The following is a 21,609-nucleotide window of genomic DNA, read 5'->3' on the forward strand; positions in this document are numbered from 1 at the left end:
GAACCAGCTTACTATGCTGAATATGGTCCAACAATCTTCCAAATCGCTGCATTACAAGATAAATTGGACTCTGGTTCCTTGACTCAAGAGGAAACTCAAAAATTGATGAGCCTTCAAGCCTCTGTTCCTGTAGAATACTTACAAGATTGGTTTGATCGTCGTCAAAAGAATATGAAAATCAACAAAGAGTTAATTGATGAAACACGTAGTGGCGTGTTCGACTACTTTGCATTGGGTCATGATGATACATCTCAATTATCCCAATCTGCATTAGAAAGTCGTTACCTCAGCAAATACTCCAAGGATATTCCTGTTGAAAAATATGGTAGCTTCCCTGGTGCAGACCAACTTGGTCTCTTATTGATGGCTCGTTCTCGTACAGATGTGAGCACAGAAAAGCCGACATTCTCCGTAATCTATCCACTCGGTGGTGGCGGTAAAACATTGCCAGGCTACGAAGACCAAACAATCGATAAAACAATTGCACAACACGTTGAGGCTGTAGGTGGCACTATGGTGACACAAGGCAAACCAACAGTGTTGTTGGCTGTAAATACACCGCTTACCACAAGCACTGGCGAGTCTGAAAACTTTGAAAACTTCCCAATGATTTCTAACTCTACAAATGCTTTCGTAGATCGCATTCAACAAGCTGTTGATTCTGGCGTGAACGTAAGCGTTGCAGATATTGCTTTCAACAATGGCGCAGATAACACATTGGTATCCGCTATGTACAAACGCGACATGCTATACAAAATCGGTGCGTACAATGGTTGGAATACAGCAAGTAATACGGTAGGTTATGCTATTGCTCAAGGCTTGTTGTTGAAATCCATGAGTCCAGAGGGGCATCGCAACATGTTGACGCAACAATACTTGGACAACTGGGCATACCAAGCGAATATCCGTAAAGATATTTATCGTATGCAAGATTCCATTCGTACAGATAATGTGCGTTATTCTGGCGAGTTGAACGAACGTCTTGAAAGCTACTTAGGCGAGCGTATTCAAGATTTCGCTGAAAAATACTTGAAAGTAGATCCTCGTACAGTAAAAGCTACATTCCCTTGGGGCCGTCTATTTGAAACAGATATCACTATTTACGACAAACCAGTGGTACCTCTTGAAAAAGAATTGCGCTTGAAACGCGAAGAAGAAGCGCGTATTAAAGCTGAAGCAGAAGCTAAAGCTAAAGCTAAAGCAGAAGCAGCTGCAAAAGCGGCGGCAGAAGCTAATGGCCAAGCTGCACCGGCACAACCGGCTCAACCAGCAAAAGCTGACGCTCCTAAAACTACAGCGTCTGCAGCTCCAGTAGTTAAACAACCAGCTACTACATCTCAAGGTCCGCGCATTATACCGACACCTGCAGTTGTACCTGGTCAATAATGAATAGGGAATGGCTATGAAAAAAGCATTTTTACCGGAAATTACTTATATGCGTGGCCTCTGTATGCTCGGTGTTATCGGCATTCATGTAGGATCCTACGCATTGCAAAACCCTTTTGTAAATTTGGAACTCATTAGCGTCTTAGAAATTCTATCGCGCTTTGGGGTGCCTGCGTTTTTCTTCCTCTCTGCATTTGGTTTGTTCTATCATACCTCTGTAGAGGGACCATTCTCATATAAGGAATTTATGCACCGCCGTATTCAGGTGGTGCTATTTCCATATATTGCATGGTCCATATTTTATCTGCTCTACACAGGACTGACGGCGCATAACCTCGGTAATTTACATCCTGGTCCATTGGCGGTTAACCTATTATTTGGTACATCTATGTATCATCTGTACTTTATGGTTATCTTGCTGTGGTTCTACGTGATGATGCCGCTGTGGCGTGCTATGGTGAAAGTCATCTTAAAACGCCCCGTGTTCTGGATGGTCTTACTCTTTGTCATCCAAGTAGCTATTGATTATGTGTCATCTTATATGCTCGGTCGTTGGGTTATGGAAAACCTCAGTAATCATCCTGTACTGAAATATCTCTTTGATATGCGACTCAACTATTGGGTAATTCATTATGTGTGGATATTCCTCTTAGGTGCCGTATGTGCTGAACGATACGAAACGGTCTGTGAGTACATGTGGCGGTATCGTTATCTATTAGGTGCTAGTGCTGTAGGCTCTGTGCTCTTGATGCTTGGATCCTATTACTATGTTATGGACGTATGGCATTACACAGTACTAGAAGCCATTTATACAGTGCATCAAATGAGTCCGATGGGTGTCCTCTATACTGGATTGGGAACGATGTTTAGCTTGTTCCTGTTCCAAACATTGCCTATGAATGTAACAATGGAATCCATATGGTCTGAGATAGGGGATAAGTCCTATGGTATTTATTTAGTTCATCCGTTTTGGTTGTTGATCATCTCTGGTGTGATGGCTAAATATAATCTCCTTTATACAGTGGTCAATGTTTTGGCCATGTATGTTATGGCGTTAGGTTTGTCGTATTTGACTACGGTAGCTCTAAATTATGTGCCTAAACCGTTGCGTAAATTTATATTAGGAAATTAATACATCCGCTAGGATATAGTTTTTAACTATGGTATCCTAGCGGATTTTTATATATCTAAATAATATCTTTCACAAAGTAAAGTGTGAAAATTTGAAAGTAATTGTGTTATAATAAGTCCATGATTACTACTTGATAGAGTAACGAAATAGAAAAAGAGGTGCTCCTATGCAAGAATTAACATATTTTAACGGTGAATTCGTTGAACCAGGTGCTAAGGTTATCAGCATTGATGACCGTGGCTATTTGTTTGGTGACTCTGTATACGAGGTTGTGCGCGTCGTAAAAGGCCGTTGCTTCGCATTGTCATATCACCAAGATCGCTTGTATCGCTCTATGCGTGAAATGGATATTCCTGTAAAAATGACTCCTGATGATTTAACAGAGTTGCACGAAATCTTAATCGAGCAAAGTGAAATCAAAGAGGGGTATATTTATTTACAAATCTCCCGTGGTGTGGCACCACGTCGTCATGCATACGATCGTTCTAAATTAGAACCGCAAATGCTCATGTCTATCCGCAATTTGAATTTAGATGAAGTGAATAAATTGGGTGAAGGCGTAAAGGCTATTGCATTACCTGATGAGCGTTGGGATAAAGTAGACATTAAGACGACAAACTTGATTCCAAATATCTTGGCTCAAACAAAAGCAGAAAAGAAATTTGCTTATACTGCCATGTTATTCCGCGATGGCATTTGTACAGAAGGCGCTACTTCTAATGTGTTTGCTGTAAAAGATGGTATCTTGTATACCCATCCAGCAGATAATCACATCTTGAAGGGCATCACACGTCAAATGATTGTGACACGCGTTGCACCATCTTTAGGTATTACTCTCATCGAAAAAGAATTCGACCGCGCTTTTGTTGATGATGCGGACGAACTATTCTTTACCGATACAATTGGTGGTGTCATCCCAATTATCAAGCTAGACAGAAATCCTGTATCTGGTGGTAAACCTGGTCATGTGACACTTCGTCTACGGGAAGCGTTAGAAAAATTGATGGAAGAAGGTTTGCCTTAATAGGTAAGCCGATTTCATTGAATGGTAAAAACTTTTACCTTAAGAAAGGAAATTATTTTGATACAATTAGAACACATTAGTAAAGTCTATGAAGGCGCGACTCGTGTGGAAGCATTGAAAGATATTAGCCTCAATGTAAAAGAAGGTGAAATCTTTGGGATTATCGGTCAATCTGGTGCCGGTAAATCTACATTAATTCGATGCATCAACATGCTTGAAGCTCCTACATCTGGCTCTGTTATTGTAGATGGTACAGACTTAACAAAACTTAGTAAATCCGATTTACGTAAAGCACGTAAAGATATCGGTATGATTTTCCAACATTTTAACCTTTTGTCCTCACGCACAGTATATGATAATGTGGCGTTCCCATTGGAATTACAAGGTATGAGCAAGGCAGAAATCAAGGAACGTATTACGCCGATTCTTGATATCGTAGGCCTTACAGACCGTATGAATAACTATCCGTCTCAATTGTCGGGTGGTCAAAAACAACGTGTTGGTATCGCTCGTGCCTTAGCGTCTAATCCAAAGGTTCTCCTTTGTGACGAAGCTACATCTGCTCTCGATCCACAAACAACGGATTCCATTTTGAAATTGTTGAAAGATATCAACGAAAAAATGGGCCTCACTATCGTCCTCATTACACATGAGATGCATGTTATCCGTGAAATCTGTGACCGTGTAGCAGTTATTGAAGGCGGCGTTATCCTTGAAGAAGGTAGCACTGTTGAAGTGTTCACACATCCTCGCGAAAATACAACAAAAGAGTTCATTAGCTCTGTAGTGAGTGATAACTTGCCTCCAGAAGCTTTGGAACACTTTGAATTGCATGACCAATGGATTGCAGGTACGGCTCCGTTAGTACGCCTTAAATTTACAGGTCAAGCAGCAGATGAGCCTGTAGTAGCAGGTCTTGTACGACGCTTTAATTTGGACGTAAGCATCCTTTTCGGTGGTATTGATTACATCCAAAATATAAGTGTTGGTCGCCTTATCGTCATCTTAAATGGCGATCCTGAGAATGCACAAGCAGGCTTAGACTACATCAAAACATTACCAATTGAAAGCGAGGTGATCGGTTATGTCAGAGCAAATCATTAATCTTCTCATAACTGGTACCCTTGATACATTGCAAATGACCATCATCTCTACGGTAATGGCAATGTTGCTTGGTATTCCTCTCGGTGTTGTGTTGGTGGTAACCTCTAAAGGTCACATCTTAGAAAATGTAGCTCTCAATAAAGTGTTGGGCGCCATCGTAAATGCGACGCGTTCCGTACCTTTCATTATTTTGATGGTTGCTATCATTCCGTTCACGCGTATGGTAGTAGGTACATCTATCGGTACTACGGCAGCTTGTGTGCCTTTGACAATTGCTGCTATTCCATTCTTAGCACGCCTCGTAGAAACATCTATTAAAGATATCAACTTTGGTGTTATTGAGGCGGCTCAATCTATGGGTGCAAGCCCGCTCCAAATCATTTGGAAAGTGTTATTACCAGAAGCATTGCCTACGATTATTGACAATGTAACGGTTCTTATCGTTAACCTTATCGGTTACTCTGCAATGGCTGGTGCTATTGGCGGCGGTGGTCTCGGTGACATTGCTATCCGATATGGTTATCAACGTTTCCAAGCAGATATTATGATTGCTACCATCATCATCTTAATTATTTTGGTACAAGTTGTACAAATGATTGGTGATGCTTGGTCTAAAGCGATGAATAAGAAGTAGGAGGATCCTATGAGCATCAATGAAAAATTGAGAAGTCAACAAAACGATGAGTTATTCACCGCTATTTTAACGCTTGAAAATACAGAGGAATGTTATGCATTCTTTGAAGATATTTGTACGATTAATGAATTAAAAGCTTTATCTCAACGCTTGCAAGTTGCGAAAATGTTGCGCGCAGGGGATAGCTATGAAAAAATCGTAGAAGAAACAGGTGCGAGTACGGCAACGATTAGCCGTGTAAAACGATGCCTAGTCTATGGTGCTGATGGTTATACCTTAGCGCTAGATCGTCTAGGTGCAAAATAATATAAACTAGCATGACAACGGTGGCCCTTTGGCGACCGTTGATGTGCTATCTGTAGGAGGTTTATATGGAGTGGCTCATTGAGGTAACAGGTTTACCATTTGATATCCTTATACTCATTTTGCTCGCCGTAGCGGGGGCTTTCGCAGGATTTGTTGACTCCATTGTGGGCGGCGGTGGACTCATTTCTGTACCAGCCATGTTATTAACAAATCTTCCGCCGAGTATGGCCTTGGGTAGTAATAAATTATCCAGTATTTTTGGGGCTGGCAGTGCATCGATTACGTTCTTGCGGAATCATATGGTTGATTTTTCTTTAGTTCGTAAACTATTGCCATTTACCTTTATTGGTTCTATGATTGGTACATTGGCGGTTGTATCGTTGCCCCAATTATATGTAAAGCCTATTATTATCATCTTACTCGTTTGTGTTACACTTTTTGTAGTATTCAAAAAGGATTGGGGCGAGGTGAACCGCACTTCTGCAGTAGCGGGCAAAGCTTTATATATATGTATGGCTTTTGCTCTTGGTATTGGTGTCTATGATGGTTTCATCGGACCTGGTACAGGAACATTTTTGATTATGGGCTTTATCTTTACAGGATTTGATTTTTTACACGCATCAGCTAATGCGAAGATATTAAATTTTACTAGTAATGTAGCGTCTTTATTGGTGTTCTTATATTTAGGGCATGTCAATATTAAATATGGTCTTGCCACAGGGGCGGGACAAATTATAGGCGCATATTTAGGCTCTCATCTAGCGATTGCTAAGGGTTCGTCTTTAGTGCGTGTAGTGTTCTTGTCAGTAACGACAGTGATGTTGTTGAAATTGGTGTATGACTATATTTCAACGTTATAGGAGGGCAAAGTATGCCTCATAAAAGTGATGTACAAGTGGCATTGATCAGTGGTGGTACATCGGGTATTGGCTTTGCTACGGCCAAGCTTTTACTAAAAGAAGGCTGGTGCGTAGTCATCAATGGCCGAAACGAAAAATCTGGTCAAAAGGCTAAGACTAAGCTGCGCCGCTATTCTTCAAAGGTGCAGTACATTCAAGGTGATGTATCTAACATTGAAGATTGTCAGCGCATTGTAAAAGAAACGGTGGAGCTATTTGGTGGTGTGTCTGCTCTTGTAACGGCGGCGGGTTACTATGAAGAAGAGTTGCTATCTGATGTGACAGAGGCCGCTTTCGATGAAATGTTTGGAACGAACGTAAAAGGCACTGTGTTTTTGTGCCAAGCGGCGCTTCCGTATTTGCGTGCTGCAAAGGGGAGTATCGTAACCGTTGCTAGTGATGCGGGCTTGCAAGGCAATGTAGCTTGTTCTGTATATGGCGCATCAAAAGGTGCGGTGGTGAGCTTTACAAAATCTTTATCCCTTGAGATGGCACCGCATGGTGTTCGCGTTAACTGCGTATGTCCTGGTGATGTAGATACATCCTTAGTAGATAAACAGATTGCTAATGCTCATCAAGATAAGGCTGCTGCAAAGGCTGAAATGGGCCAACACTATCCATTAGGACGTATTGGGAAGCCTCATGAAATTGGGGAAGTAATTGTATTTTTATTGAGCAATAAAGCGTCCTTTGTAACGGGTGCAGCTTGGACTATCGACGGTGGTCTCACTAGTTGGTAATATAGAAAATATTGGAAGTTATTTTATTTTTTAAATCTATAGATAATTACAAAAATTCATTTCACTTCTATCAATAGAATGGTATAATAATACTAATAATATGACCTATAGTTGGTTCACAACAAAGGAGAATAATTATGGCAGAATATAATGGCGTAACACTTGAGCCACTTATGGATGGTTCTCAAGATCGTGACTATCAAGTTGAACAATTTATCTTCTGGGGTGCAGGTCGTGCAGCGGCTTTAGCATTGTCCCCTAAATTCAGCAGTGTTGCTTTGTGCGCCAATGCTACGTACATGGTAACTCGTATAGCTCATCTGTATGATGTAGAATTACAATCTGGTGCTGTAGTAGGTTTAGTTGGTGGTCTTAGCACAGCTGTAGGTACAGCGGCTATTTCCCTTCTTATTCCTTTGAAAGCAGTTCGCGTTCCTGTAGCTATCGGATTAACTTATGCTATTGGTAAAATTGCTCATATTTGGATTCAAGATGGTATGCCTTCTGATATCGAACGTTACAAACCAATGGTTGCTGAATTCCTTGAAAGCGGTAAAGCTATTGCATCTGAAATCGTTCGTGATGCAGGCGCTAGCATTCCTTTCACACAAGGTCAACGCGACGTATGGGCAGGTATTGCTAACGAAACAGGTCTTGCTAAAGAAACTTTGAAACAAGTTTACGAAGAAAAAGTAACACCTGCTATTGATAAATGGAATAACGAAACAAAATACCAACTTCATGACAATGCAGCTGAAGTTGTAGCAAAAGTATCTGATGCAGCGAAAGAAAAAATTGACGTTGCTAAAGAAAATATTGATGTAGCCAAAGAATTGGCTAAAGGTGGCGTAGAAGTGGCTAAAGCTTCTGCACAAGCAGCAGTAGACACAGTAAAAACTAAAGCTTCTGATGCTGTAGAAACAGCAAAAGACGCTGCTGCAAATACTGTTAGCACAGCGAAAGATAAAATTGGCGGTTTGCGCAAATAAGCGCTGAAGGATTATTACGATGAATCCCATAAAAATTATTAAATACGGTAAGTATTTTAGCGAATCAAGATTTGTAGGTTTTCTTGGCCGATATGGTAAGAAACTAGCCTTTGTACAACAAGCGGTAACCTTGTTCCTCTGTTTACGAGATCAAGATACCCCGAAATATGTAAAAGCAGTCATTGCAGGTGCCTTAGGGTATCTCATATTGCCTGTTGATGTTGTACCGGATACGATTGCCGTATTAGGTTGGTTAGATGATGTGGCGGTACTCGGAATAGCCTTTAAGATTGCGAATCGTTACATTAAAACGAGCCATCAAGAAGAGGCAAAAAAATTCTTCCCATTTGGTAGCAGTCGCTAACTTTTACCATTTAAGGCAGTTTGATCCACAGTGATTGAACTGCCTTTAATTATTTGACACCCTAAAGTAATAGATATACAATAAAAATTGTATACTATTTAAAAAGGACAGAATTTATGCATATTGCTTCAGTAAATGTACGATTTTACGAAACTGATATGATGGGGATTGCGCACCATAGTAACCACTTTAGATGGTTTGAAATGGCGCGTATTGAATTCCTTCGTCACATCGGTGTAACCCTGTGGGATATGATGAATGAGGATATTGTGTTTCCTATCATGAACGTATCTTGCAATTATAAAGAGCCAGCGAATTTCGATGATGAACTTCACATTGAAACGTACTTGGTTAAAATGACGCGGGCTCAAATGGTTTTCCGGTATCGCATGAAACGCGCTAGTGATGGTGCGCTTCTGGCGACGGGAGAAACTAAGAACGCTTTTATGTCAAAATCAACAGGAAAGATTGTGCGATTAGACGACACTTTTTATCAGCCTATGTTAGCCGCTGTTGAGGAGATGCCTAATGAATAATGTACAACAATTGCCTATCGGCGTATTTGACTCCGGTGTAGGCGGACTATCAGTATTAAAGGTATTACAAGAACAATTTCCAAATGAAGATTTTATCTATATCGGTGATAATGCCAACAATCCTGTAGGTAATCGCAGTGATGATGAAATCACGTATTTAGCATGCCGTATTGCAGAGGCGCTTGAGAAGCAGCCTGTTAAATTGATGGTTATTGCTTGCAATACTTTCACCGTTGTTGCCCTTGATGAGGTACGTGAACGCGTATCTGTTCCAGTTGTTGGGGTTTCTCAAGGCGTTAAAACGGCTATTAGTGAAAGTAAAAGCAAGACTATTGGCATTATGGCGACTGTGGCAACTGTAAATAGCCATATTCATAAGCATGTTGCTTTAGAAGTTGATCACGAAGTGCTGGTATGGGAACAACCTTGCCCTGAATTGGCAGGTCTCATTGAGCAAGGTCATTTAGATGACTTTTTCGTTCGTGACGTAAGTAAAGAGTATTTGGAGCCTTTGCTATCTCGTGAAATTGAGGTAGTCGTTTTGGGCTGTACTCATTTCCCATTTGTTAAACCTTTATTAGAGGAATTATCTACTGGTCGTATCCAGTTCGTAGATCCTGCTTATGAAACGAGCGATCTTGTGCGTCGTATTTTAGAGCGTAAGGACCTCTATAATCCTCAAGAAAACCTTGGTACTGTGAAACTGTATTTCACAAAGGATATTGACCTTGGCGATACATTAAGTGCGTCATTCCTCGATACAAATCGTCGTACCATTGAACATATTACACTATAAAGGAGATGCCCTATGTGGTTTTATAACGTCCTAACTGTAGTAGTATCCATCATTGTGGCTATTGCAGTACTGTATTTATTATTCCGTTTGTTCGTATTGAAACAAGGTGATGAAAAGGTTATCTTGTTGCCAAAACGAGCAACTAATTTCCAAGTATCTGATCGAAACTTTGAATCTATTACATTGTTCTGTGACGTTCCTTTCGTAAATAAAGGTCGTCAAAATGGTACGATTATGGACTTGTTCCCACGTCCATTATTGCCTGAGGAACAATTTGATTCTGTGAAAGTAGACGCATGGGCTATGGATATTAACCGCCCACGTCACGATGGCTATTTTGAAGCTGTTATCATCAAACCACGTAAAGGTGGCACTATCCGTGTATACGTTACATTAACAGGTAAAAATGGCAATATTCGAGAAGATATTAAGGGCTTCCCTTATATGAATATCGACATTTACTACCAAGTGGTGGGTCGTGAAGATTACCACATTGATAAACAACGTATTCGTTTGACCCCAGAAGAAGTAGAGGCCGCATTAGGCCAATAAGGAGGCATTTCAATGGCAGAATTAGAGTTAGTATGTGTACCAACACGTATTCTTACAGATAATGATGACATCGTAGATGCTATCGTTGAATATGGTGGTCATAATATTGGACCAGAAGACATCGTATGTGTAGCTGAATCTGTAGTGGCTATTACACAAGGAAATTTCACTCGTCCAGAAGAATTAGACGTATGCTGGCAAGCTCGTTTAATTAATCGTTTTATCCATCCAGATGGTTCCATGGCATCCATTTATGGTATGCAAGCGGCTATGGATGTAGATGGTAAATGGAAGGTATTGGGCGCCTTTATTTTAGGTGCCATCGCTAAGATTTTCCGTAAACCAGGCGTATTCTACGCTATTGCTCGTGCAGCATCTTTGGCTGACGATGTAACAGGCACTATGCCTCCATTCGATAAACATATCGTACATGGTCCTAAAAACCCTGATAAAGTAGCTGAGAAAATCGTATCTCGCACAGGTTGCTATGGCGCTGTAGTAGCTGACGTTAATGACTTGAAACGGTCCGCTATCTTAGGTACAAGCCGTGGCATTGATGCTAAGAAAATTGCACAATTGTTGATCGACAATCCATTTGGTAATGATAGCCAAATGACTCCAATTGTTATCATCAAAAATTACGCATCTGTATCTGGTAAATAACAGAAGGCTGTACTCATCACATAGAGATGGGTACAGCCTTTTTATATTGTAATTAGGAGGTTTTATGTTATTAGGTTTAGATGTAGGTGGTACTTTTACAGATGCCGTTATTATCGATGGTCATCGCGTAGTAGCATCTGCAAAAAAACGAACTACAAAGGATAATCTAATGCAGGGCATAGGTGAGGCCTTAGATGCAGTCTTAGATAGTTGTGATACATCGAATATTGAACAAGTAACCTTATCTACTACAGTGGTGACAAATACCATCGTAGAAGAAAAGGAGCAAGTAGTAGATCTCTATGTAGTAACAGGTCCAGGGCGAAACGTAGATGATATTTTCCCTGTGACCCCTATATATCTTCAGGGCTACACAGATCACAGAGGTATCGTGGTAGAGCGTACCTCTACTGATGCGGTACGTGATATTGCAAAAATGGTTCAATCTCGTAGTGGTACTGATTTGGCCGTTGTATCTGCAAAATTTGGTGTCCGTAACCCTCAAGAGGAGTTATCTATAACAGAAGTATTACAAGAAACGTATAATACTATTTCTAATGGCAGTTTATTGAGCGGCTCCTTGAATTTCCCTCGCCGTACTATAAGTGCTTACTTTAACAGTGCTGTAATGCCAGTATTTACAGTATTTAAGAAAAACGTGGAAGATGCATTAAGTGTACGAAATATTAAGGCTCCACTTCATATATTAAAGGCCGATGGTGGCTCTCTGCCTATGGAACATATGGTGAGTAGACCTGTAGAGACTGCTTTTACAGGACCTGCAGCCACTGTGCTTGGTCTATCTGCCCTTGGTGCCATTGGTGATGAACATACTGTAGCGTTAGATATTGGGGGCACCACTACAGATATTTCTCTATGGAAGCATGGAAAACCATTGATGACTAAAAATGGTGTATCCATCCGAGAATACCCAAGTGCGGTGCGATCCTTTGCTGTTACTTCTGTTGGTATTGGCGGTGAGTCCGTAGTTCGCATTGCAGATGGTAACCTTACGGTAGGACCTGAACGAATAGGTCCATCTGCGGCTTTAGGTGGCAATGAACCTACATTGGGGGATGCTCTCATTGTATTAGGTCACGCAAGTTATGGTAAGGCTGAACTTGCTACACAATCCTTACAACACTTAGCTGATGTGTTACAGGCTAAGTGGAAAGAGGATGAATGTGGAGATATATTGGGGGACCATAATTCTGAAAACCAATATGCTAGTAATATATCGGTTTTAGATGTGGCACAGCTTATCGTTGAAAAGGCATTAGAAACAATTCAACATGGTATCGATGAGGTGGTGCAGGCAGAAAACAAACGACCTGTGTATGTAGTAGCGGATATTGTAAATCCTGATATATTTGTACCGGCTCAATTAGTCGTAGTAGGTGGCACAGCCCCTGGCCTAGGCCCAAGTATCGGTGAATATTTGAATCTGCCTGTTACAATTCCGGAAAATGCAGCGGTGGCTAATGCTATCGGTGCGGCTCTCGCTTTATCGACTATTGAACTTACCGTACATGTGGATACAAAACGTCGCTTGCTTGTCATTCCTGAGTTAGGCATTAAGCAACAAACGTGTACCTTAAAACGAGCTGAACAAGTTATTGAGCGTGCAAAAGAGACTCTTATTGAAGAGGCTTTGCGTCTAGGCCTAGATAAAACGCAAGAGGTTGAGGTTATTAGCATTGAAGACTTCCCTGTTGTTGAGGGCTGGCAATCGATGGAACGTTTAATTACCGTGAAAGTACAGCTAGAAGCGGGGGTGAAACACTATGTGGAATAAAGGACTATCCTATCGGGAACGTCAAGGAGTTGTACAGGCCGGTATGAATAAGGATACCAATTCAAATGTAGGTGACGCATTAAATGCTGATAGGAATAAAAGTCATGCGGTAAATACTGATGAAAATGTACCAAAACATAGTTTAGGTTTAGTATTTTTCCCTGCCTTTGACTGGAAGATTTCTGAAACCCATCCAGAACGACAAGAGAGATTGCTATATACGCGAGATCAAATTGTAGAGGAAGGCTTATTAGATATACCTAATATTAAAGAATATAATCCTATTGTAGCCGATTGGGATACTATAGAGCGTGTCCACGTGGGGGCTCCTGATTTAGAATCTTGGGTAACGGAAGCGCACCGTGTGTCAGCGGGCGGTGCTATTGCGGCTGCTGATGCGGTTATGCGCGGCGAAGTAGACCGTGCCTTTGCCCTCGTTAGACCTCCAGGGCATCATGCGATGGCCATGGTTCATGGTATCCGTGGATTCTGTACCATTAACATTGAAGCTGTCATGATACAGCATATGCGACAAACCTATGGTATTAAACGGGTTGCTGTAGTAGATACAGATGTACATCATGGGGATGGCTCTCAAGATGTGTTCTATCATGACCCAGATACGCTATACATTAGTTTCCACCAAGATGGGCGAACCCTATATCCTGGCACCGGTTTTATGGATGAATTCGGTGGGCCACAAGCCATCGGTGGCAATATAGATATCCCATTGCCGCCAGGCACAGGTGACGAAGGCTTGATGAAGGTCATGCGTGAGCTTGTATTGCCTATCCTTGAAGAGTTTAATCCAGATATTGTTATTAACTCAGCTGGTCAAGACAATCACTTTAGTGATCCTTTGGCAAATATGCAGGTTACCGCAAAGGGCTATGCCGAGCTTGTGGATTTATTACAAGCTGATATAGCCGTCTTAGAAGGTGGTTACTCTGTACAGGAGGCATTACCTTATGTAAATACGGGTATCATCTTATCTATGGCAGGTCTTGATTATAGTAAGGTCGTAGAACCTGCCTTTGACCCTGTTAAATATAAGCAAAGCCAAAACGTAACAGCTTATATAGATGACCTCATTGCTAAGTGGAAGGTGCAATGGGCTAATCGACATAAGATGGCCGAAGAGGAACGCACAGGTGTAGGTGATATATGGTCTAACCACTACAATGTGTACTATGATGAAACGGGCGTACAAGAGGAACGCCTTGAAAAGGTTCGCATGTACGACGATAAAGTAGGATGGCATAGCGTACTTTCACGAGGACAATATGGACCATACGGACCGCAAAGTGTATATGCAATGTTCATCCCTTGGCAAGCGGACGAAGGTACTCGTCAAGATGCCATTGCAGAGGCTAAACGGGCTAAAGCAGAAGGTGGAGCTAGTCGCTATGTTGTGGTAGACCCACTTGGTGAAGGGCAGTATGAACTATGATTGTGGTTTTTATAATATGGTAGAGATGTTTATAATATGGTAATGATTTTTTTATGGAAATGCACCATATTATGTTCGTAACGGACATTACAATCTGATTCATGTAATAAAAAATAGTTAACATGTGATATAATAAGAAGAAATAACGCCCCTTTGTGTAAGGGGCGTTCTAATGTTTAGTTTTAGAATGGTGAGGTTCCTATGCGCAGTGATAATAGAACAGCAGGTCAATTGCGACCTATTAAAATAACACGGAATTTTACAGAGTATGCAGAAGGTTCTGTACTCATTGAGTGCGGTAAGACTAAGGTTATCTGTACAGCTACTGTTGAGGATTCTGTGCCGCGCTGGCTAAAAGGTTCTGGCCAAGGCTGGGTAACGGCGGAATATTCCTTGTTGCCACGTTCTACCCAAACTCGCGTAAGCCGTGAGGCTGCAAAGGGGAAACAAACGGGCCGTACCGTAGAAATTCAACGTCTTATCGGCCGTGCATTGCGCGCTGTCGTAGACCTTGAAGCTCTTGGTGAACGTTCTATTACGATCGACTGCGACGTTATCCAAGCCGATGGTGGTACGCGTACAGCCTCTATTACAGGTGCCTTTGTGGCCCTCGTTGATGCGGTGGATTTCACCTTTGGTGGAGCAGGCAAATTCCCAATTACTGATTTTTGTGCCGCTATTTCCGTAGGTATTGGTCCTGACGGTCCTATTACAGACCTTTGCTATGAAGAGGATAGTGCCGCTATCGTTGACATGAATGTAGTGCGCACCGGCTCTGGCAACATGGTTGAGGTACAAGGCACAGGCGAACACGGTACCTTTAACCGTGATGAACTCAACGCATTACTTGATTTAGCAGAGGCTGCTACTGATGAGCTCATGGCTAAACAACGTGAAGTACTTGGCGCGACAGCAGATAAGGTAGGTAAGGTATATCCTACAGCTCCGGAGGTGTAAGATGGAACAAATCGTACTTGCTACAGGTAATAAAGGAAAGATTCGTGAATTTTCCGAGGCTTTTTCCCATTTATCTATCGACTGTGTCCCGGTAAAAGAGGTCATTTCCATTGAGGAACCAGAGGAAACTGGTACAACCTTTATGGAAAATGCTCTTTTAAAAGCCCGCTATTATGCAAAGGCAACAAATCGTCCATGCCTTGCTGACGACTCTGGCATCACTGTAGATGCTCTCAATGGGGCCCCAGGTGTGTATTCTGCTCGTTATGCAGGTCATCATGGCGATGATCAAGCTAATAATGAAAAATTGATTCGTGAGCTCCAGGGTAAAAGCGACCGTACCGGCCATTATGTGTGTGCTTTAGCCCTTGTATATCCTGATGGTCGTGAAGTGACAGCAGAAGGCTATTGCGATGGCCTTGTCCAAGACGAGCCAAAAGGGGATAATGGCTTTGGCTATGACCCGTATTTCTATGTGCCTGAGTTCAAGAAAACAATGGCTGAACTTAGCATCGAAGAAAAGGAAACAATTAGTCATCGTGGCCGTGCATTACGCGAATTAATTAACAAACTTTGATATTTTCGAACTATATGGTATAGTTCATATAAATATGTAATATAATAGTATTAGAGAACTTATAAAATGAAACGAATTGGTATTTTAAGTGATACCCATGGGTATCTAGAGGATATTGACCTCGTCTTAGAGGCTACAGCAGATCAAGACATTGATATGTGGCTTCACGCCGGTGACTTTGGTGATGATGCTCGTTACATGCAGGAACATACGGATATTCCTGTGTATGCCGTGCGTGGCAATAACGACCGTGTACAACCTCTTGAGCCGCGAGAACAGTTGATTCCCCTAGAGGATACCTATATTTACATGACTCATGGTCATGAGGTATCATATTATAATCGTATACAAAAACTGATTGAGTTAGGAACTGATATGGGTGCGCGCCTTATCGTATCTGGCCATAGCCATCATCATGGTGAGGTTCGTGTCCGTGATGCGGTATTTGTGAATCCTGGCAGTATTTCGTTGGCTCGTGACCGCTCCGGTGGTACCTTTGCCATCGTTACCTACGATAATGGTCAGTTTGATGTAGAGTTTGTGTATAAACAAGAAATTGTTTAGTTATATGGTGAAAGCTTATTCTGATACAGTTTGAAAAGCTTTCAGAAAAATAGTAAGTCTATGCATGGAAAGGGTTATGACATATCATGGATACACCAGTTAAAGCAAAGCCTAAAATGAAATTATATGGTTTTAATAATCTCACTAAGACATTGAGTTTTAATATTTATGATATTTGTTATACTCGTACGGAAGAAGAGAAAAAACAATACATTCAGTACATTGATGAAGTATACAATGCAGATCGTTTAACAGCTATTTTAACAGAAGTAAGCCGTATTATCGGTGCTAACATCCTTAACGTAGCGAAACAAGACTATGATCCTCAAGGTGCGTCTGTAACGATTTTGATTTCTGAAGAGGAAATTGAAAAAGAAGATGTAGTCATGCATCTTGATAAATCTCACCTTACTGTACATACTTACCCTGAAAGCCATCCGCACAAAGGGATTAGCACGTTCCGTGCCGACATTGAAGTGTCTACATGCGGTCAGATTTCTCCGCTTAAAGCACTCAACTATTTGATTCAAAGCTTTGACTCCGATATCCTTACATTGGACTACCATGTACGTGGTTTTACTCGTGACGTATCTGGTAAGAAAATCTATATCGACCATCGCATCAATTCCATCCAAAACTACATCAATGCAAAAACTCGCAACATGTACAACATGATCGATGTAAATGTATATCAAGAAAATATTTTCCATACAAAAATGATGCTAAAAGAGTTCGATTTAGATAACTATCTCTTTGGTATTACTGAAGCTGAATTGAGTGATCGTGAAATTAAGCAAATTAAACAGCAATTAAAACAAGAAATGATGGAAATATTCTATGGTCGTAATTTACCATCTGTGAAAGCTTAATCATAAATTTGAAATATTTTTCAAAATCTATATATAGCAAAATACGAATATAATGCATAAGTAGATAAGCCTTAGTTGGCTTATCTACTTTTTGTTTTCTTATCATAATTATTGTTAACAGAGACTAATACCATTTAAATCTAAAAAAATCGATAATCATATCAAAAAAACTTGTGTTGTTATTTATCATTTTGTATAATACAATTAGTTTATGGTATTAATTACCGACTCTAAAGAGTCCGAGTGTTTCCACAAAGGAGAATTATTATGGACGTACGTGAATTAGCAGTACAGAAAAAACGTGAATTGAAAGGTTTCCTCACTGTAGGGACTAAATATGAATTGAAAGACGCTCATGACTTGTCTGTAGCTTACACTCCAGGTGTAGCTGAGCCATGCTTGCGTATTAAAGATAACGAAGCTGAATCCTTCGAATTAACATGCCGTTCCAATATGGTTGCCGTAGTTTCCGACGGTACTCGTGTACTTGGTCTTGGTGATATCGGCGCTGCAGCAGCATTGCCTGTAATGGAAGGTAAATCCTTATTGTTCAAAAAATTCGGCGATGTAGACTGCATTCCATTGGTTGTAGATACTAAAGATGCTGATACTTTGATCAACACTGTAAAATTATTGCAAAAAAACTTTGCTGGTATTAACTTGGAAGACATTTCTTCTCCTAAATGCTACGATATCGAAAATCGCTTGAAAGAAGAATTGGAAATTCCTGTATTCCATGATGACCAACATGGTACTGCAATCGCATGTTTAGCTGGTGTAAAAGGCGCTCTTCGTTTAGTTAAAAAAGATTTAGCGACTGCTAAAATCATCGTAAACGGTGCTGGTGCAGCTGGTGCGAACATTGCTCGCTTGTTATACCTTGCAGGCGCTCGTGATATTACATTGTTAGTATCCTCTGGCGTATTGCACAAAGATTACAAACGTCTTGACTCCTTGCAATCTGAGTTAATCGACTTGCTTAAACTTGAAGAAAAACATGGTGACTTGGCTGAAAATGCTAAAGGCGCTGACATTCTTCTTGGCGTATCCGCAGCAGGCGTATTCACAAAAGAAATTTTGGAAAACTTAGCTGACGATGCAATCGTATTCGCAATGGCTAACCCTAACCCAGAAGCTACATATGCAGATATGAAAGCTGCTGGTATCCGCGTTGCTGGTACAGGTCGTTCCGACGCTCCTAACCAAATCAACAACGTAGCGGTATTCCCTGGCGTATTCCGCGGTGCTATCGACGTACGTGCGTCTCAAATCACTGATGAAATGAAATTAGCTGCTGCTGATGCTTTGGCTAACTTGATTCCTGACAGCGAATTGAACGAAGAAAACGTAATGCCATCCGTATTCGATCCTCGTGTAGCTCCAGCTGTTGCTAAAGCAGTTGCTGAAGTTGCTGTAAAACAAGGTATCGCTAAGAACCCTGGCGTAGTAGAAGACGGTAGCTACGAAGGTTAATCTATTTGCTGTTAAAGCATTAGCATAACCATAAAATAACTATAGAACAATATGACATGCACCTCGAAAGAGGTGCATGTTTTGTATATAGATGAATAAAATTTAAAAAATTAATGAAGTTGTAAAAAAGTACTTGTCACTATTTGGTATCGATGATATAATTATTTTCGTTGCAGAGCGATACTCGAAAGAGTAGAAAACTCAGCAAGAGTAGTGGTTGACATCAACTACCGGGTTTGCTATAATAGCAAAGTAATTAATGACGGGGCATAGCGCAGTTTGGTAGCGCACCTGGCTTGGGACCAGGGGGTCGCAGGTTCGAATCCTGCTGCTCCGACCATTTTTTTATTTGCGGGTGTAGCTCAATGGTAGAGCCCCAGCCTTCCAAGCTGGTCGCGAGGGTTCGATTCCCTTCACCCGCTCCATTTTTTTTTGCCTTTTTTAGGGTAAAACGTCATATTGACGATATATACTACATAATTTATACTATAATAGATAATTACATATATAGGTAATCCACATGGTTCAGTAGCTCAGTTGGATAGAGCAACGGCCTTCTAAGCCGTGGGTCGGGGGTTCGAATCCCTCCTGGATCACCAAAGAAATAAGCGGATAGTTCGTAATGAGCTATCCGCTTTTTATTTTTCTGAGAACGATAGTTGCTCTATTTCAATTGTATTATGTTGTAACCATTTTGATAATTCTGTATTATGCATTCTTCCTGCAGCTACATTAATAATCAAATTTTCAACGTCTTGTTGTGTAGCGGTAATATCATATCCATTAATGATTAAATACACATACATACTGTGGAGAGCAGTTCGTTTATTACCATCTGTAAAGGGATGATTATTGGCAATGCCATAACATAATTGTGCCGCTTTATCGTAGATAGATGGATATAAGTCATTACCCATAAAGGTTTGAAAAGGGGCATTTACTGCTGAGGCTAATAAGCTTTTGTCACGGATACCTGATGAAAGGATAAATGCCTCTTCTAACTGTGTATGGAGTTCACAGATGTCTTGTACGGTAAATTGAATGTTAGGTGTACTCATTTATTCTCCAATGCTTTATATAGGTCATAATTACGTTTTAATACTTGTTGCGAGATATCTTTTATCTGCTTTTTTAGCTCTTTATTAGTATCACTGGTTATGATAGAGGATTCGTGGTTCGTTTTGTGATTGGTAATTTTCGAATCTTTTGACATCATAGGTTAAACTCCTTTACTATATTTTTGACTTTTCTATTTACTATATATTTGACCTTTATATCTATTATATAGGGAATAAATCAATATAAACAATCTGATTTATAATAAAAAACTCAAAAGTTCAAAGTTAATTGTCTCTTGTAAACCCAGTATTTATCTATATTCTTGCGACGTAAATTGAATTGGTCAAATAAAAAGTCAAAAAAGTCAAAAAATTTTACTTTGACCTATTGACTTTTTGACTTAATGAGTTTATTATAATGACATAAGGTTGAAGAAACCTAGAAATAAAGCAAGAAATTAAACAGACTTAAAAAGTCAAACTTATATACTTGTAGTTAAAAAGTGAGGTAATTAATATGAACAACAACTTCAATAACTTTGGTAGCGATTTTGGTAGCATGAACGACTTGTTCAATCAATTGATGGGTAACATGGGTGGTTATTCCACAGAAAACCGTCGTTATAAAATTAATGGTCGTGAAGTAACTCCTGAGGAGTTTGCTTACTACCGTCAAACTGGTCGTTTACCATCTAATGAAGAAATGCAAGCTGCTCAAGCTGCACAACAAGGTAAAATTAAACAAGATGGTATCCTTGCTCGTTTAGGTACTAACTTGACTGACCAAGCTCGTGACGGTAAACTCGATCCTGTAATTGGTCGTAATAAAGAAATTCAAGAAACAGCAGAAATCTTAGCACGTCGTACTAAAAACAATCCAGTACTCGTAGGTGATGCTGGTGTAGGTAAAACTGCTGTAGTAGAAGGCTTGGCACAAGCTATTGTAAATGGCGATGTACCAGCTGCTATTAGAAATAAAGAAATCATTTCCATCGATATTTCTGGCTTAGAAGCAGGTACTCAATACCGTGGTTCTTTCGAAGAAAATATTCAAAACCTTATTAAAGAGGTAAAAGCCGCTGGCAATATTATCTTGTTCTTCGACGAAATCCACCAAATCTTAGGTGCTGGTTCCACTGGTGATGGTCAAGGCTCCAAAGGTTTAGCAGATATCTTGAAACCTGCTCTTTCTCGTGGTGATTTATCCGTAATCGGTGCTACAACACAAGATGAATACCGTAATACAATCATGAAAAACGCTGCATTGGCTCGTCGTTTCAATGAAGTAAAAGTAAACGCACCATCTGCAGAGGATACTTTCAAAATCTTGCAAGGTATTCGTCCATTGTACGAAGCACATCATAATATTGAATTACCTGACGCTGTTTTGAAAGCAGCGGTAGATTATTCCGTACAATACATTCCTCAACGTAGCTTGCCAGATAAAGCAATCGACTTGATCGATGTAACTGCAGCTCACTTGGCATCTCAACATCCTGTAACTGATATTAAAACATTAGAAGCAGATATTGCAGAAGCAAAAGCAAAACAAGAGGAATATGCTCAAAAAGAAGATTATGAATCCGCTATTAACGAAAAAATGCGTATTCAAAAATTACAAGCAGAGCTTGATAACCATACAGAAAACCAAAAAGTAGTAGCTCAAGTGAATGACGTAGCTGAAGCCGTTGAAAGAATGACCGGTATTCCTGTATCTCAAATGGGCGCGTCTGATATTGAA

Annotated in this window: 23 protein-coding genes and 3 tRNA genes; 25 read left to right on the plus strand and 1 reads right to left on the minus strand. The window is 40.5% G+C overall.

What is annotated here, in order from left to right:
- The 24 genes from Q0F90_RS01640 to Q0F90_RS01755 form a co-directional block, all read left to right on the plus strand.
- Positions 1 to 1,386, plus strand: a 1,386-nt coding sequence (locus Q0F90_RS01640; RefSeq protein ID WP_296002687.1) for a DUF4127 family protein, incomplete at its 5' end; no start/stop codon positions are given.
- 10 nt (positions 1,387 to 1,396) lie between these two features.
- On the plus strand, positions 1,397 to 2,518 hold the full coding sequence (locus Q0F90_RS01645; RefSeq protein WP_296002690.1) for an acyltransferase: 1,122 nt from the start codon (positions 1,397 to 1,399) through the stop codon (positions 2,516 to 2,518).
- Positions 2,519 to 2,684: 166 nt separating this feature from the next.
- Positions 2,685 to 3,542, plus strand: a complete 858-nt coding sequence (locus Q0F90_RS01650) for an aminotransferase class IV (protein WP_296002693.1) — start codon at positions 2,685 to 2,687, stop codon at positions 3,540 to 3,542.
- 57 nt (positions 3,543 to 3,599) lie between these two features.
- On the plus strand, positions 3,600 to 4,646 hold the full coding sequence (locus tag Q0F90_RS01655; protein WP_296002698.1) for a methionine ABC transporter ATP-binding protein: 1,047 nt from the start codon (positions 3,600 to 3,602) through the stop codon (positions 4,644 to 4,646).
- Positions 4,627 to 5,280, plus strand: a complete 654-nt coding sequence (locus Q0F90_RS01660) for a methionine ABC transporter permease (RefSeq protein WP_273298949.1) — start codon at positions 4,627 to 4,629, stop codon at positions 5,278 to 5,280. The genes Q0F90_RS01655 and Q0F90_RS01660 overlap by 20 nt, the downstream gene beginning before the upstream one ends.
- A gap of 9 nt (positions 5,281 to 5,289) precedes the next feature.
- Positions 5,290 to 5,586: a YerC/YecD family TrpR-related protein gene (locus tag Q0F90_RS01665; protein WP_004693609.1), complete on the plus strand. Its 297-nt coding sequence runs from the start codon at positions 5,290 to 5,292 to the stop codon at positions 5,584 to 5,586.
- Between the two features lie 65 nt (positions 5,587 to 5,651).
- Positions 5,652 to 6,446, plus strand: coding sequence for a TSUP family transporter (locus Q0F90_RS01670; protein ID WP_296002702.1), 795 nt, complete (start codon positions 5,652 to 5,654; stop codon positions 6,444 to 6,446).
- 11 nt (positions 6,447 to 6,457) lie between these two features.
- A complete protein-coding gene (locus tag Q0F90_RS01675; RefSeq protein WP_296002706.1) occupies positions 6,458 to 7,225 on the plus strand; it encodes an SDR family NAD(P)-dependent oxidoreductase in 768 nt (255 codons plus the stop codon).
- Between the two features lie 137 nt (positions 7,226 to 7,362).
- A complete protein-coding gene (locus Q0F90_RS01680; RefSeq protein ID WP_296002709.1) occupies positions 7,363 to 8,214 on the plus strand; it encodes a hypothetical protein in 852 nt (283 codons plus the stop codon).
- Positions 8,215 to 8,233: 19 nt separating this feature from the next.
- On the plus strand, positions 8,234 to 8,578 hold the full coding sequence (locus tag Q0F90_RS01685) for a YkvA family protein (RefSeq protein ID WP_296002711.1): 345 nt from the start codon (positions 8,234 to 8,236) through the stop codon (positions 8,576 to 8,578).
- A 116-nt stretch (positions 8,579 to 8,694) separates the two neighbouring features.
- Positions 8,695 to 9,114: a thioesterase family protein gene (locus Q0F90_RS01690; RefSeq protein ID WP_296002714.1), complete on the plus strand. Its 420-nt coding sequence runs from the start codon at positions 8,695 to 8,697 to the stop codon at positions 9,112 to 9,114.
- The gene (murI, locus tag Q0F90_RS01695) at positions 9,107 to 9,910 is read left to right on the plus strand and encodes a glutamate racemase (RefSeq protein ID WP_296002719.1); all 804 of its coding nucleotides are present in this window, start codon (positions 9,107 to 9,109) and stop codon (positions 9,908 to 9,910) included. The genes Q0F90_RS01690 and murI overlap by 8 nt, the downstream gene beginning before the upstream one ends.
- A gap of 12 nt (positions 9,911 to 9,922) precedes the next feature.
- Positions 9,923 to 10,462, plus strand: coding sequence for a hypothetical protein (locus Q0F90_RS01700; protein ID WP_296002721.1), 540 nt, complete (start codon positions 9,923 to 9,925; stop codon positions 10,460 to 10,462).
- A gap of 12 nt (positions 10,463 to 10,474) precedes the next feature.
- Positions 10,475 to 11,125, plus strand: a complete 651-nt coding sequence (locus tag Q0F90_RS01705; protein ID WP_009352036.1) for a coenzyme F420-0:L-glutamate ligase — start codon at positions 10,475 to 10,477, stop codon at positions 11,123 to 11,125.
- Positions 11,126 to 11,189: 64 nt separating this feature from the next.
- The gene (locus Q0F90_RS01710) at positions 11,190 to 12,920 is read left to right on the plus strand and encodes a hydantoinase/oxoprolinase family protein (protein WP_296002726.1); all 1,731 of its coding nucleotides are present in this window, start codon (positions 11,190 to 11,192) and stop codon (positions 12,918 to 12,920) included.
- Positions 12,910 to 14,370, plus strand: a complete 1,461-nt coding sequence (locus Q0F90_RS01715) for a histone deacetylase (RefSeq protein ID WP_296002729.1) — start codon at positions 12,910 to 12,912, stop codon at positions 14,368 to 14,370. Before Q0F90_RS01710 ends, Q0F90_RS01715 begins: the two co-directional genes overlap by 11 nt.
- 201 nt (positions 14,371 to 14,571) lie before the next feature.
- Complete coding sequence (rph, locus tag Q0F90_RS01720) at positions 14,572 to 15,327, plus strand: ribonuclease PH (protein ID WP_227721499.1); 756 nt, start codon at positions 14,572 to 14,574, stop codon at positions 15,325 to 15,327.
- A 1-nt stretch (position 15,328) separates the two neighbouring features.
- Entirely contained in the window at positions 15,329 to 15,904 is a 576-nt protein-coding gene (locus tag Q0F90_RS01725) for an XTP/dITP diphosphatase (RefSeq protein WP_296002732.1), read from the plus strand.
- A 66-nt stretch (positions 15,905 to 15,970) separates the two neighbouring features.
- On the plus strand, positions 15,971 to 16,468 hold the full coding sequence (locus Q0F90_RS01730; RefSeq protein ID WP_295782912.1) for a metallophosphoesterase: 498 nt from the start codon (positions 15,971 to 15,973) through the stop codon (positions 16,466 to 16,468).
- Between the two features lie 86 nt (positions 16,469 to 16,554).
- The gene (gene speD / locus Q0F90_RS01735) at positions 16,555 to 17,337 is read left to right on the plus strand and encodes an adenosylmethionine decarboxylase (protein ID WP_296002735.1); all 783 of its coding nucleotides are present in this window, start codon (positions 16,555 to 16,557) and stop codon (positions 17,335 to 17,337) included.
- 267 nt (positions 17,338 to 17,604) lie between these two features.
- Positions 17,605 to 18,810: an NADP-dependent malic enzyme gene (locus Q0F90_RS01740; RefSeq protein ID WP_296002739.1), complete on the plus strand. Its 1,206-nt coding sequence runs from the start codon at positions 17,605 to 17,607 to the stop codon at positions 18,808 to 18,810.
- A gap of 263 nt (positions 18,811 to 19,073) precedes the next feature.
- Positions 19,074 to 19,150 (plus strand) — tRNA-Pro (locus Q0F90_RS01745).
- A gap of 11 nt (positions 19,151 to 19,161) precedes the next feature.
- Positions 19,162 to 19,235: transfer RNA gene (locus Q0F90_RS01750), tRNA-Gly, on the plus strand.
- Positions 19,236 to 19,332: 97 nt separating this feature from the next.
- Positions 19,333 to 19,409: transfer RNA gene (locus tag Q0F90_RS01755), tRNA-Arg, on the plus strand.
- Positions 19,410 to 19,448: 39 nt separating this feature from the next.
- Here Q0F90_RS01755 and Q0F90_RS01760 read toward each other — a convergent pair.
- Positions 19,449 to 19,868 carry a type II toxin-antitoxin system death-on-curing family toxin gene (locus tag Q0F90_RS01760; protein WP_296002743.1) on the minus strand — a complete coding sequence of 140 codons (420 nt, stop codon included), beginning with the start codon at positions 19,866 to 19,868 and terminating at the stop codon, positions 19,449 to 19,451.
- Between the two features lie 517 nt (positions 19,869 to 20,385).
- Between Q0F90_RS01760 and Q0F90_RS01765 the strand changes: the two genes are divergently transcribed.
- The coding region (locus Q0F90_RS01765; protein ID WP_296002746.1) for an AAA family ATPase at positions 20,386 to 21,609 on the plus strand (1,224 nt) is incomplete at its 3' end.

Source organism: uncultured Veillonella sp., from assembly GCF_934190855.1.
Lineage (GTDB): Bacteria > Bacillota > Negativicutes > Veillonellales > Veillonellaceae > Veillonella.

Bases quoted from the DNA above. Each gene is read 5' to 3' on its own strand.
- Q0F90_RS01715 (WP_296002729.1), top strand. From the start codon at position 12,910: ATGTGGAATAAAGGACTATCCTATCGGGAACGTCAAGGAGTTGTACAG.
- Q0F90_RS01675 (WP_296002706.1), top strand. From the start codon at position 6,458: ATGCCTCATAAAAGTGATGTACAAGTGGCATTGATCAGTGGTGGTACA.
- Q0F90_RS01670 (WP_296002702.1), top strand. From the start codon at position 5,652: ATGGAGTGGCTCATTGAGGTAACAGGTTTACCATTTGATATCCTTATA.
- murI (WP_296002719.1), top strand. From the start codon at position 9,107: ATGAATAATGTACAACAATTGCCTATCGGCGTATTTGACTCCGGTGTA.
- Q0F90_RS01660 (WP_273298949.1), top strand. From the start codon at position 4,627: ATGTCAGAGCAAATCATTAATCTTCTCATAACTGGTACCCTTGATACA.
- Q0F90_RS01710 (WP_296002726.1), top strand. From the start codon at position 11,190: ATGTTATTAGGTTTAGATGTAGGTGGTACTTTTACAGATGCCGTTATT.
- Q0F90_RS01680 (WP_296002709.1), top strand. From the start codon at position 7,363: ATGGCAGAATATAATGGCGTAACACTTGAGCCACTTATGGATGGTTCT.
- Q0F90_RS01645 (WP_296002690.1), top strand. From the start codon at position 1,397: ATGGCTATGAAAAAAGCATTTTTACCGGAAATTACTTATATGCGTGGC.
- Q0F90_RS01760 (WP_296002743.1), bottom strand. From the start codon at position 19,868: ATGAGTACACCTAACATTCAATTTACCGTACAAGACATCTGTGAACTC.
- speD (WP_296002735.1), top strand. From the start codon at position 16,555: ATGGATACACCAGTTAAAGCAAAGCCTAAAATGAAATTATATGGTTTT.
- rph (WP_227721499.1), top strand. From the start codon at position 14,572: ATGCGCAGTGATAATAGAACAGCAGGTCAATTGCGACCTATTAAAATA.
- Q0F90_RS01685 (WP_296002711.1), top strand. From the start codon at position 8,234: ATGAATCCCATAAAAATTATTAAATACGGTAAGTATTTTAGCGAATCA.
- Q0F90_RS01730 (WP_295782912.1), top strand. From the start codon at position 15,971: ATGAAACGAATTGGTATTTTAAGTGATACCCATGGGTATCTAGAGGAT.
- Q0F90_RS01690 (WP_296002714.1), top strand. From the start codon at position 8,695: ATGCATATTGCTTCAGTAAATGTACGATTTTACGAAACTGATATGATG.
- Q0F90_RS01700 (WP_296002721.1), top strand. From the start codon at position 9,923: ATGTGGTTTTATAACGTCCTAACTGTAGTAGTATCCATCATTGTGGCT.
- Q0F90_RS01725 (WP_296002732.1), top strand. From the start codon at position 15,329: ATGGAACAAATCGTACTTGCTACAGGTAATAAAGGAAAGATTCGTGAA.
- Q0F90_RS01740 (WP_296002739.1), top strand. From the start codon at position 17,605: ATGGACGTACGTGAATTAGCAGTACAGAAAAAACGTGAATTGAAAGGT.
- Q0F90_RS01650 (WP_296002693.1), top strand. From the start codon at position 2,685: ATGCAAGAATTAACATATTTTAACGGTGAATTCGTTGAACCAGGTGCT.
- Q0F90_RS01705 (WP_009352036.1), top strand. From the start codon at position 10,475: ATGGCAGAATTAGAGTTAGTATGTGTACCAACACGTATTCTTACAGAT.
- Q0F90_RS01665 (WP_004693609.1), top strand. From the start codon at position 5,290: ATGAGCATCAATGAAAAATTGAGAAGTCAACAAAACGATGAGTTATTC.